Source organism: Ornithinibacillus bavariensis (genome assembly GCF_018333235.1).
Classification (GTDB): domain Bacteria; phylum Bacillota; class Bacilli; order Bacillales; family Amphibacillaceae; genus Ornithinibacillus; species Ornithinibacillus bavariensis.
This window is the reverse complement of the sequence record NZ_BORP01000007.1, coordinates 90,561-102,753: the sequence shown is the minus strand read 5'-3', so window position 1 is coordinate 102,753 and position 12,193 is coordinate 90,561. Positions and strand designations below refer to the sequence as shown.

15 protein-coding genes are annotated in these 12,193 nt (G+C 35.3%); 13 read left to right on the top strand and 2 right to left on the bottom strand.

Translation table 11 applies throughout. The annotated features are described in order from the left end of the window. Window positions 1-5: 5 nt before the first annotated feature. The 8 genes from sigF to KI338_RS15645 all read left to right on the top strand — a co-directional run bounded on the left by sigF (window position 6) and on the right by KI338_RS15645 (window position 6,593). Complete coding sequence (gene sigF / locus KI338_RS15680; RefSeq protein ID WP_212921966.1) at window positions 6-761, top strand: RNA polymerase sporulation sigma factor SigF; 756 nt, start codon at window positions 6-8, stop codon at window positions 759-761. A 160-nt stretch (window positions 762-921) separates the two neighbouring features. After that, window positions 922-1,542 carry a stage V sporulation protein AA gene (locus KI338_RS15675; RefSeq protein ID WP_212921965.1) on the top strand — a complete coding sequence of 207 codons (621 nt, stop codon included), beginning with the start codon at window positions 922-924 and terminating at the stop codon, window positions 1,540-1,542. Beyond that, window positions 1,520-1,948: a stage V sporulation protein AB gene (locus KI338_RS15670; protein ID WP_212921964.1), complete on the top strand. Its 429-nt coding sequence runs from the start codon at window positions 1,520-1,522 to the stop codon at window positions 1,946-1,948. The genes KI338_RS15675 and KI338_RS15670 overlap by 23 nt, the downstream gene beginning before the upstream one ends. Window positions 1,949-1,970: 22 nt before the next feature. Further along, complete coding sequence (locus tag KI338_RS15665; RefSeq protein WP_212921963.1) at window positions 1,971-3,446, top strand: spore germination protein; 1,476 nt, start codon at window positions 1,971-1,973, stop codon at window positions 3,444-3,446. An 85-nt stretch (window positions 3,447-3,531) separates the two neighbouring features. Then, window positions 3,532-4,839, top strand: coding sequence for a diaminopimelate decarboxylase (lysA, locus tag KI338_RS15660; protein WP_212921962.1), 1,308 nt, complete (start codon window positions 3,532-3,534; stop codon window positions 4,837-4,839). 91 nt (window positions 4,840-4,930) lie between these two features. After that, entirely contained in the window at window positions 4,931-5,368 is a 438-nt protein-coding gene (locus KI338_RS15655; RefSeq protein WP_212921961.1) for a peptidylprolyl isomerase, read from the top strand. A gap of 25 nt (window positions 5,369-5,393) precedes the next feature. Further along, entirely contained in the window at window positions 5,394-5,852 is a 459-nt protein-coding gene (locus tag KI338_RS15650) for a site-2 protease family protein (RefSeq protein WP_212921960.1), read from the top strand. 387 nt (window positions 5,853-6,239) lie between these two features. After that, entirely contained in the window at window positions 6,240-6,593 is a 354-nt protein-coding gene (locus KI338_RS15645; protein WP_212921959.1) for a GNAT family N-acetyltransferase, read from the top strand. A gap of 138 nt (window positions 6,594-6,731) precedes the next feature. Here KI338_RS15645 and KI338_RS15640 read toward each other — a convergent pair whose 3' ends face one another. After that, a complete protein-coding gene (locus tag KI338_RS15640; RefSeq protein WP_212921958.1) occupies window positions 6,732-6,824 on the bottom strand; it encodes a YjcZ family sporulation protein in 93 nt (30 codons plus the stop codon). A 169-nt stretch (window positions 6,825-6,993) separates the two neighbouring features. Between KI338_RS15640 and KI338_RS15635 the strand changes: the two genes are divergently transcribed. The 5 genes from KI338_RS15635 (at window position 6,994) to KI338_RS15615 (ending at window position 10,758) form a co-directional block, all read left to right on the top strand. Next, window positions 6,994-7,737: a segregation/condensation protein A gene (locus KI338_RS15635; RefSeq protein ID WP_212921957.1), complete on the top strand. Its 744-nt coding sequence runs from the start codon at window positions 6,994-6,996 to the stop codon at window positions 7,735-7,737. A gap of 1 nt (window position 7,738) precedes the next feature. Next, window positions 7,739-8,323 carry an SMC-Scp complex subunit ScpB gene (gene scpB / locus KI338_RS15630; RefSeq protein WP_212921956.1) on the top strand — a complete coding sequence of 195 codons (585 nt, stop codon included), beginning with the start codon at window positions 7,739-7,741 and terminating at the stop codon, window positions 8,321-8,323. A gap of 207 nt (window positions 8,324-8,530) precedes the next feature. After that, window positions 8,531-9,649 carry a D-alanyl-D-alanine carboxypeptidase family protein gene (locus tag KI338_RS15625; RefSeq protein WP_212921955.1) on the top strand — a complete coding sequence of 373 codons (1,119 nt, stop codon included), beginning with the start codon at window positions 8,531-8,533 and terminating at the stop codon, window positions 9,647-9,649. Continuing rightward, window positions 9,642-10,226 (top strand): nucleoside recognition domain-containing protein, encoded by a 585-nt coding sequence (locus tag KI338_RS15620; RefSeq protein ID WP_212921954.1) that lies wholly within the window; start codon window positions 9,642-9,644, stop codon window positions 10,224-10,226. Before KI338_RS15625 ends, KI338_RS15620 begins: the two co-directional genes overlap by 8 nt. A gap of 1 nt (window position 10,227) precedes the next feature. Continuing rightward, the gene (locus tag KI338_RS15615; protein ID WP_212921953.1) at window positions 10,228-10,758 is read left to right on the top strand and encodes a spore maturation protein; all 531 of its coding nucleotides are present in this window, start codon (window positions 10,228-10,230) and stop codon (window positions 10,756-10,758) included. Between the two features lie 150 nt (window positions 10,759-10,908). Here the strand turns inward: KI338_RS15615 and erm are convergent, their stop codons facing one another. Next, complete coding sequence (gene erm, locus KI338_RS15610; protein ID WP_212922045.1) at window positions 10,909-11,775, bottom strand: 23S ribosomal RNA methyltransferase Erm; 867 nt, start codon at window positions 11,773-11,775, stop codon at window positions 10,909-10,911. Window positions 11,776-12,193: the final 418 nt, after the last annotated feature.

Sequence of the window (12,193 nt, the reverse complement as noted above, 5' to 3'; positions counted from 1 at the left end):
TGCCTATGGATGTAAATGTAAAGCAATATAATCGGAGTGAGGCGCTATCTGACGAACAGGTGAAAGGGCTAATATTAAAGAGTCAACAAGGGGATAAGGAAGCCCGAGACTATTTAGTAGAAAAGAACATTCGTCTTGTTTGGTCTGTTGTTCAGCGTTTTATGAATAGAGGATATGACCCGGATGATCTTTTTCAAATTGGAAGCATAGGACTTATTAAATCAATTGATAAGTTCGACCTTTCGTATGATGTTAAATTTTCTACGTATGCCGTACCCATGATTATTGGAGAAATACAGCGATTTCTCCGCGATGATGGTAGTGTTAAAGTAAGCAGGTCTTTAAAAGAAGTGGGAAATAAAATTCGTAAAAAGAAGGATGAGCTGACGAAGAAATTTGGCAGATCTCCTACGATTAACGAAATTGCTTTAGAGCTAGAGATTTCTCCTGAAGAGGTAGTTCATGCGCAGGAAGCTGCAAAGGCACCACATTCCATACATGAAACAGTATTTGAAAACGATGGAGATCCTATTACATTACTAGACCAGATAGCAGATCAAGATTCGAATTGGTTTGATAAGCTATCATTACAAGAGGCAATTCGTGGATTAAGTGAACGAGAAAGGCTAATTCTCTATCTTCGTTATTATAAGGATAAGACGCAATCAGAGGTCGCGGAAAGGCTTGGAATATCTCAAGTACAGGTTTCTCGTCTAGAAAAGAAAATATTATATGATATGAAAAATAAAATGGACCCATAAGAGCCGTCATGAATGATGGCTCTTATGGTTTTTTTATTTTTACCTGCTTCTCCATACGTGCATTCATAATCTTATTAGCTTCTGTAAAAAACAATTATATTATTTCTTTTTAGACAAATACTAAGTAGTACCCAAATTGGTTTCTTGAGGTGACATCATAATGACAGATATGGTTTATTTACGCATGAAAAAGAAAATAGAAATCGATACCCAAAGAGAAATCAAGCTACAGGATATCGCCTTTGTTTCTTCTACCTCAAAAGAGCTAGTACAGGAGCTTTTAAAATTAAAAATTTATCGTGTCACAAAGGAAGATAAAGAAATTGTGATTATTGATAGCTTTTTAATTATCAAACACTTAAATGAGCTTTATCCGAACTTGGAAATTCAATTAACTGGTCCAGAGCAGACAATCGTAAAAGTGGATAAGTCGAATAAAAATCCAAATGTATTGGTTTTTATTTTTGTTTGGCTACTGCTATTTATCGGAACTGCCATGACCATCGTGAATTTTCACTATGACGTAAGTATGCAGGAGGTTCAACAGAAGTTGCACTTCTTATTAACTGGAGAAAAAAATGAATTTCCCCTATGGATACAAATTCCGTATTCCCTCGGCCTTGGAATAGGGATGATTTTGTTTTTTAACCACTGGTTTAATAAGCGATTTAATGAAGAGCCAAGCCCGTTAGAGGTAGAAATATACAAATACCAACAGTCCCTTGATGATTATGTAAATTATCACGAAAATAAACTAAATGATACAAGACCTCCTCATTAATTTTATTCAGATATTTATTGGGTTTTCTGGGGGACTAGCGGTTGGGTGTGGATTTGTGGCTTTTCTGACCTTATTAGGTATTATTCCAAGATTAATTCAGCTTAGTAAAAGCCTACACTTAGTGAAGGTATATACGGCATGTATAATCGTTGGAGCCTTATTTGGAACTTACCTTTCCTTTACAGTAGTTACTTGGAGCCAACCAAGAATTTTGTTAGCTATTTGGGGTGTTTTTCATGGGATTTTTAACGGTATGCTTGCAGCAGCATTAACAGAAGTACTTAATGTATTTCCAATCATTTCAAAACGGATTAATTTAGATAATAAAATCATTATTCTAATGATGGCAATCGTGTTTGGGAAAATAGTGGGATCATTATTTCAATGGATTGTTTTAGTGAGATAGAAAGTTTAAGGAGGGGTTACATTTGTCCAAGTATCCCATTTCAGCCAAGATTGATGAAAATTCTAGGTTTTTTAAAGAGAGAGTAGGAATTGATGTTTCCTATGATGTTGGCTTTCGCGAGGTAGTGCTATTAAAAACACGTATTCAGCTTTATTATGTAAATGGATTAGTGGATAGCTTAATCATACAGCAAATTCTTAAGGAATTAGTGGATCTAAATGAAAAAGAGCGTGAGCGTGATAAGGCAAGTGAGATAGTTAAAAACCGAATTCTCCACCAGCAGTTATCGACAATTAAAACATTAGATGAGGCAGTTGATCAGGTTCTATCTGGATTAATTGTCATTCTCATCGACGGTGAAAAATTTGGCTTTGCCGTAGACGTTAGAAGCTACCCTGGAAGACAGCCTGAAGAGCCAGATACAGAACGGGTTATACGTGGATCAAGAGATGGGTATACAGAAAATATTGTCCTCAATACTAGTTTAACGAGAAGAAGAATTCGTGATGCGAGATTACGCAATGAGATGCTGAAGGTAGGGGAACGATCTAAGACAGATGTTTGCCTAAGTTATATAAAAGATATTGCTGATGATGGCTTAGTCGACTTATTGAAGAAAAAGATTCGTAAAATTGATATTGATGGTATCACTATGGCTGAAAAACCGCTAGAAGAATTTTTTGTAGAGCGTAAGTGGAACCCATTTCCACTTATACGTTTTACAGAAAGGCCAGATGTTGCTTCTAATCATTTATTGGAAGGGCATGCTTTAATAACGGTGGATACCTCACCAAGTGTAATGGTTGTTCCAACCACATATTTTCATCATACACAGCATGCTGAGGAGTTTCGTCAAGCACCCATCATCGGTACTTTTATCCGTTGGATCCGCTTTTTAGCGATATTTTTATCATTGTTTTTGTTACCGACATGGCTACTGTTTGTGATGGATCCTACATTGTTGCCACCCGAGCTTTCATTTATTGGGCCGAATAAGGAAGGGAATATTCCAATTGTAGCTCAGTTAATCCTAGGCGTAGTTGGAATGGAATTTTTAAGAATGGCGGCTATTCATACGCCGACTGCGCTATCAACGGCTATGGGATTAATTGCTGCAGTATTAATTGGACAAATTGCAATTGATGTTGGGTTACTTAGTCCTGAGGTAATCCTCTATACTGCTATTGGTTCAATCGGGACGTATGTAACACCTAGTTATGAATTAAGTGTAGCGAATAAAATGGCAACACTATATTTGATAATTGCAACAGCATTATTCGGAATATATGGGTATGTCATTAGTATTACAGTTCTACTTTTATTCCTGATAAGTTTAAAATCCTTTAAGGCACCTTATTTTTGGCCATTAATTCCTTTTAATCCAAAGGCTATGGTACGGATATTATTTCGAGTTCCAACACCTTTTGTTCATACAAGACCATCCATTGTTCATCCGAAGAATGTATTTACGCAACCGCAAAAAGAATCGGTTAAATAAAATCCTCTCTGTGAGGGTTTTATTTTTGTTTTTAATTTGTTTATGATAAATTTTTTATAAGTATTCATGAAATGGGTGTGAAAGCATGCAAATGGAGAATTATCCGTACCGAATAAATGATTTAGGTCATCTAGAAATTGGTGGTATTGACAGTGTTGATTTAGTGAAAAAATACGGTACACCTCTATATGTGTATGATGTTTCAATTGTACGTAAAAATTGTCGTGCATTTGTTGAAGCTTTTAAGAAGTTAGGTGTTAAGGCACAGGTGACCTATGCTAGTAAAGCTTTTTCTTCCATTGCAATTCTTCAAGTTATCAAGCAGGAAGGATTATCGGTTGATGTGGTATCAGAAGGGGAACTGTATACCGCACTTCAAGCGGGAATAGCTCCACAGAAAATCCATATGCATGGAAATAATAAAAGTAGAAGTGAACTCGAGATGGCAATAGAGCATGAGATTGGCTGTATTGTCGTGGATAACTTTTATGAAATTGAGATTTTGACAGAGATATTACGTAAAAAGCAAAAGACAGCAGATGTTATTATTCGGGTTACTCCAGGGATTAATTCCGATACACACCAATATATTATGACAGGTAATGAGGATTCTAAATTTGGCTTTGATTTACATAATGGACAAGTAGATCAGGCATTTCAGCTTATACGTGAAAATAAATATCTAAACTTTAAAGGATTACACTGTCATATCGGTTCGCAAATTTTTGAAACGGACCGTTTTGTAACTGCAGCAAATATACTATTCCAAAAAATAGAAGAATGGAAAGGAACCTATGGATATACACCTGAGGTCATAAACTTAGGTGGGGGATTTGGAATTCGATATACGGAAAATGATCAACCAATTCCATTAGATGAATATGTATACCGATTAGTAGAAGTAATTCAAAATCATTGTTCTAGATTAAATATGGAGGTACCAGAAATTTGGATAGAACCTGGTCGGTCCGTTGTTGGGGATGCAGGAGTAACCCTTTATACTACAGGCTCTACTAAGGTCATACCCAATGTACGTGATTATGTTGCCGTTGATGGCGGAATGACTGATAATATTCGTCCTGCTTTATACCAAGCGAAGTATGTCGGTTTGTTAGCAAATAGAGCGAATCAAAAGGCGGATACGGTTGTTTCCATAGCTGGGAAGTGTTGTGAATCAGGAGATATGCTAATATGGGACTTACCTATTCCTAAGGTTAAAAAAGGAGATATTTTGGCAATTCTTTCAACCGGTGCGTATGGTTACTCCATGGCGAGTAATTATAATCGATTTGCAAGAGCGGCAGTTGTATTTATTGAGAATGGTATAGATAAATTAGTTATTCGTCGTGAAACAGTTAAGGATATTGTTAAAAATGACTTATCCTATGAATAAGATGCAGTATAAAATCTTTTAATAAAACGCTAGAAATGGTATGATTAATTTGATTGGCAAAAAGTTTTTATCAGAATAGGAGTTGTATAGTATGGCTAAAAAAGGCTATATTTTAATGGAAAATGGTAATAAAATTGAATTTGATTTATATCCAAATGAGGCACCAGGTACAGTTGCTAATTTTGAAAAACTTTCAAATGAAAATTTTTATGATGGATTAACGTTTCATCGCGTAATCCCTGGTTTTGTTAGCCAAGGTGGATGCCCAATCGGCAATGGTACAGGTAACGCTGGGTATACGATTAAATGTGAAACAGATAATAACCCACATAAGCATGTTGAGGGTACGTTATCTATGGCACATGCTGGAAGAGATACGGGAAGCTGTCAATTTTTCATTGTTCATGAACCACAACCACATTTAGATGGAGTTCATACCGTGTTTGGACAAGTTACTTCTGGTATGGAATATGTAAAGGAAATGCGCAATGGTGATGTCATGAAAGAGGTAAAAGTATTTAATGCCTAATTGATAAATACTTTTGAAAGAGCAAATGAGTGTCTATTTGTTGCTTTATCTTATCGTGTTTGTCGCACCAATTAGTAATCTAATTCATGAGATTGGCCATACAGTGGGTGCTAAGATCGCAAAGGCAAGCAATATCTTAATCAGTATTGGTAGGGGGAAAAGGATTATAAAGATTGTTTTCCCCAAGCTTGAAGTGCATGTTGGGCTATTGTTTTTTACAGCTGGTGTAACAGAGAGTACAAGAGAAAAGGACTATACTTCTTTTGAAAAACTATACATAACTTTCCTGGGTCCTTTTTTTAATGCTATTATTGTAGTCATCTTTTTTGGTATATATCAATTTACTTCCAATGAATTTATTTTAGTTTTCATGCTTTATAATAGCTGGTTGTTCCTGATGAATTGTGTTCCCTTTAAAATAAAGGAACAAGAATCAGATGGTTTCATAATGTTGAAAGAAATCATAGCGAAACGTACTAAATAAGGTAATTTTTGTCAATGCTAGTAAAGGATGAGTAATTTGAATCAACGAAAGAAAAATATCCTTTTATTTCTTGTATTACTTGTGCTTGCCATCATTTGGGGATTTGCATATTGGATGATATTTGTGCTTTAATCGTATTTGACAAATATAGATTAATAGGTCATAAATAGAACTATAATTCAATTATCCCGTAAGTTTATAGGAGTAAGATTCCTGCCTTTATTAATCTGAATTGCTGAGAAGTAAGGAAGGGTTTTAGCACTCAGTTCATGTTTTATTTAGGTCATCTTATGTTCGATAGTCGTGAGAAACATTACTGGTCGATGATTACTTTATCAAAATTATTTCATCTTAGACCAAAAGTATTTCACATAATGAGGGGTATATATGTTAAATCGCTACAAAAAAAATTCGGAAAAGATTGCAATGGGTTTATTGTCTTTTATGCCAGAAGGAAAAGATGTTAAAAACCTACTTCATACCATTAAGGAATATGAGACCAATCCAGACTGGCATCTTTATCTATGGAAGCAAGAAGATGATGTGATCGGTGCAATCGGTGTTCGGATTGATGGTGATCAAGCAATCATACAGCATATTTCTGTAAATCCATCCCATCGTAATTGTGGGGTAGGTAAACGAATGATTAAAGAAATTCGGAACCTTTACGATACAAAGTATAAGGTTAGTGCTGTTGATTCGATACAACAATATTTTATGCGTTGTATTCAAGAAGATTAACAAGAATTGAAGGGGAAGCATTTTACAGTAGAAAGTAATTTCTAAACAAAAATCAGCCCTGATTCTTCCATGGGCTGATTTTTATTTAAAATTTGGTTGTATGTTGATGGAATATACTTATCGTAGTTTCATGCTACTTTACAACCAAGCAGCACCAACAATAATTAAAAGAATAAATAATACTACGATTAAAGCAAATCCTCCACCGTAATATCCTGCACCTGCACTCATTCTAAATTCCTCCTTTTAAATACTTGAATAAATGTTTGGGTAACATTTATCTTACGTTAATAACTTATGTAAAACATGACGATGGTGTATAGGCGCTTATACAAGTTGAAACAAATATAATCGATGCTATATTGCTAAGAACTCTATAGATATAGAAAGGGCGACTTTTATGAATCAGGCATATCAGGTGAAAATAGAATCCTTTGAAGGACCGCTTGATTTATTATTACATTTAATAAATCACTATGAGATTGATATATATGATATTCCTGTAGCCCAAATTACTGAACAGTATATGAATTATATTCATACCATGCAGCATTTAGAGTTAAATATTGCTAGTGAATATCTTGTCATGGCTGCTACCCTTTTGGCAATTAAAAGTCAGATGCTTCTTCCTAAACAAGAAATTGAGGAAGAAATGGAAGAATATATGGAAGATCCACGAGAAGAGCTCATGCAGCGTCTGATTGAATATCGAAAATTTAAAGAAGCCGCCGAAGTTTTCAAGGAAAAAGAAATTGAAGCAAATCAGATATTTACTAGACCTCCAGTAATATTTGAAGACCTTCCAATTGAAAAAACTGTTGTTCAAGGAGATATTTCCATTTATGATATGCTTGGCGCCTTAGGAAAAATGCTTGAGCGCAAAAAATGGAAAGAACCACTTGAAACAAAAATACACAAGGCTGAAATTCCAATTGAGCAACGCATGGAAGAAGTATTAGATTCGGTAAAACGATCAAGGAAGAAAGGCATAACTTTTGACGAATTGTTTACCCACCGAACAAAATCACATATTGTAGTTACCTTCATGGCAATTTTGGAATTGATGAAAGTAAATCAAATAACCTGTAAACAAGAGAAGCATTTCGATACTTTGTATGTTTATTATTCGGGGGATGACGTGTAGGATGAAGAATGTAAAAGCGATCTTAGAAGGATTGTTATTTGCAAGTGGTGATGAAGGTATAACGATTAAAGAACTTGCAAATATCATGGAAATATCTGTTAAGGCAGTTGAGCATTTAATCGAAGAGCTAAAATATGATTATGAGCATGCGAGTCGTGGAATTATGATTATGCAAGCTAATGATGTCTATCATTTAACAACAAAGCCGGAGCATAGTGAATACTTTAAACGGTTCCTCGAGACTCCACATTTAAGTAGAATGTCACAAGCAGCACTAGAGACACTAGCTATAATTGCTTATAAGCAGCCAATAACTCGTTCGGAAATTGATGAAATAAGAGGGGTAAAAAGCGATCGCCCCGTGCAAACTCTACTTGCAAGGTCGCTGATTGAAGAGGTTGGTAGAAAAGAAGGAGTTGGGCGACCTGTATTATTTGGTACAAGTAAAGATTTTCTAACATTTTTTGGGCTAACATCGTTAGAGGAACTACCACCACTACCAGATAATATGGATGCTAGTGATATTGAGGATGAAGCAGATTTATTTTTTGATCGTTTCAGTGAGTTAGAGGAGAATAGTAATTAGACTTGTTGCCATTATATATAATAGTTTTTAAGGATGTTTGAAGAGTGAGTTCTTTTAAACATCCTTTTTTTTTATTTTATGAAGGCTAACTTCTATCCTTCACAGTAAATAAAAAAATGGTAAAATCACTCTACCATTTCTTTTTTTATCATAAGAAAGCTCCCTTTGCATAAAATGTATAGACAGATTTTTGGGGGAGGACAAACCATGCGTTTTATAGCAAAAACCCTAATGTTAATATTATTATTTACTATTGTATGTCCAATTATTGGACATGCCGATGAAGGTCCAGCTGTTTCGGCAAAAAATGCTGTGTTAATTGAACAGTCAACAGGAAGAATATTGTTCGAGAAAAATGCGCATGAGAAATCTAATATAGCGAGCATTACTAAGATAATGACTGCCATTATAGCGATTGAATCGGGAAAAATGAAGGAAAAGGCAACAGCTAGTAGAAAGGCCGTTTATACGGAAGGGTCATCGATTTATTTAAAACAAGGAGAAAAAATGACAGTGGAGGATCTAGTATATGGGTTAATGCTAAGATCCGGTAATGATGCAGCAATATCCATTGCGGAGCATGTTGGGGAAAGTGAAGAGGGATTTGTATATCTCATGAATGAAAAGGCGCAGTGGCTGGGCATGACGAATACACATTTTGATAATCCACATGGATTAGATTCTGAAACCCATTACTCATCAGCCTATGATATGGCCCTTTTGATGCAATATGCAATGCAAAATGAGGAGTTTCGTAAAATAACAGGAACCAAATTCTATCAGTCTTCTAATCGTGATTATGGCTGGAAAAATAAAAACAAATTATTAACAGCTTACTATAAATATTGCACAGGTGGAAAAACTGGATTTACGAAACAGACTGGTAGAACACTTGTCTCAACAGCATCAAAGGATGGGATGGATTTAATTGCAGTTACGTTAGATGCACCGAATGATTGGCAAGACCATACCGATATGTTTGAATGGGGCTTTAAGAACTTTACTATGGAAAAAATGGGTAAAAAAGGGCAAATCTCTATTTCATTAGATTCCGGGGAGGAAATGAGAGGCTATACACATGAGGATGCAGTATATCCACTATCAGAAGGAGAAAAAGGTTTGATTCGTAGTGATGTTATCCCAGTAGGGGAATCTCCTCCTGCACCTGACGCACAGGTTGTTGCCAAGCAAATCTACTACTTTAATAATGAACCTATTGTAGAGGTGAATATATTTCAAGAGAATCTAGCCGAAAAAGAAATATCATATTTAGTAGATTTTGTATCCGTATTGAAACAAATCTTTAGGATGGATTCCAATGGTTAATCTAATTTGGGCATTTATGGCCATTATCGGAATTGTTTTTGCCATGTTTAATGGAACGATGGAGGATGTTAACAAGGCAGTATTTGAAAGCGCCAATGAGGCTGTTACCCTTTCCATTGGCCTGATTAGTGTTCTAGTATTTTGGTTAGGTATTATGCGTATAGCTGAAGAAGCAGGAATTCTAAAAATTTTAGCAAGGCTGTTTCGACCTATTGTTGTACGGCTATTTCCAGAAATACCAAAGGACCACCCTGCAATTGGTTATATTCTATCGAATATAACAGCAAATATATTTGGGCTTGGGAATGCAGCTACACCTATGGGAATAAAAGCGATGGAGCAAATGAAAAAACTAAGTGGCTCAAATGAGGCATCTAGGTCCATGATTACATTCCTGGCAATTAATACTTCTAGCCTTACCTTGATTCCAACTACTATTATTGCAGTACGTATGCAGTATGATTCTGCCTCACCTACAGAGATTGTAGGCGCGACTATACTAGCAACGATTATTTCCACATTAAGTGCCATTATGATAGACCGACTTTTCTATTACCGAAGTATGTGGAGGAAGTAATATGGTTGTTATTTCACAAATAAGCATTTGGATTATTCCTTTATTTATTATGCTTGTTCTATTAACCGCTACCTGGAAAAAGGTACCTTCGTATGAAATGTTCGTTGAGGGAGGGAAAGAAGGGGTTAAAATGGCCTTTTCTTTACTTCCTTTTTTAGTAGGGATGATTGTCGCAATTGCTATATTTCGAAGTTCCGGTGCACTTGATGCATTAATTGGACTGATTGCTCCAGTGCTTAATTTCTTTGGTGTTCCTCCAGAAGTGGTACCCCTGGCACTTGTTAAGCCAATATCGGGCTCTGCAGCACTTGGGATTACGACCGAGCTTATTGCTACATATGGACCAGACTCTTTTATAGGGAGGCTAGCGTCGACCATGCAAGGTAGTACCGATACAACTCTTTATATCTTAACGGTTTATTTTGGTGCGGTAGGCATTCGAAAAATGGGATATGCGCTTAAGGTTGGTCTTTTAGCAGATTTATTTGGTATATTAGCAGCTATTGTTATCGTAACATTGGTATTTGGTTAGAGAAATAGTAATCAAGACGGTTTATATTGGAAGGAAGCTTATTGCCAGCGGATCATTCGGGAAAGTTAATTAACCGTAAATTTTAAGCATATCAAGAAAAAGTCGATTCCTTAGAATGAAGGAATTCGACTTTTTACTTGTTGAAACTTTTTAGCGTTTAATAAGATGGTTTAATTTGGCTTTATTTATTTTTGGCCATCTAAATTTTGGAACATGCTTTACCATTGTGTCAAATAGATATCCCCATTGTTGTTCCGATAAAGCAGCAACAGGAACCTCATCATTTAGTTTAAGATTTCTCTTTAGATGCTTCATTTGAGGTGGTGTAAATATACCTCTTAGTGCTAAATCGATAGGTAATTGTGGCTTTTTAAGTATGTGGTCGACAAGTCCCCAAAATATTAAATATTCGTTTACAGGTACAATTGGTTCCGTTTTTTTCTTAATTGTAACTATTGCAGAATCAACTCTTGGTGGTGGTGAGAAATTCTTTCTTGAAATGTCTTTTACATATCGGATATCAAACCACATTCTCCATGCTATTATATAAGGATCTTTTACAATAGTTGACGTAAATCTTTTTGCTGCACCTTTTTCCATCGTAATAACACCTCGTTGAAAACTGTTTGCTGGATTATTGAGAAGCATTTTCATAATAGCTGTAGTGATGGCATATGGAATATTTGACACAACTACAAAATGTTCTCGTGGTAATGAAATTTTTAATATATCCTGCTGGATTATCGCTGTATTTTTCATTTCAAGTTGTTTTAATTTATTTATAAACTTTTGATCGTATTCAACAGCAAGAACCTTTCTAGCTTTATTACTTAGGGCTTCCGTAATTGCCCCTTTTCCGGCCCCCAATTCTAATACTAAATCATTTTTTGAAATGCGAGCAATGTCCACAATATCTTTTACTATGCTTTTACTATGAAGCAAATGTTGCCCACTAAAATTTGGAGGATTTCCGGAAGTATATCTTTTATTCGTATCTTTTGTTCTTCTTTTTGTCATAATCATTCAAACCTTTCATTTCATATTGGATTTATGACTCTGATCGCAAAAAAAACCACAGACATAAGCGTCTGTGGCTTCCAGTAAACGGAATCATTAAGTTTGCAGTATGACATAAAAGTATCCTTGGCAAATAAAATGCAAAGACAACCCAAAATAGACTTTTCTTTATTTAAAAGTCAAATATTTTCTCATAACAATACAAAAGGAAAGATTGAAAAGTCAGTCTTTCCTCTTAATAATAGAAATTTATTTTCATGGAAGATTGTTAAAAATGGGCAGACTTATCCCGTTTACTCTGTAAGCGAAAACAGAGCCTTCGAACGTATTAAATTACTAGTTCAAAGCACGGAAAGTAATAATTACACCCATAATTTTAAGCAACCCTCCTTAGATTAGTTACAATAAACACAAGAGT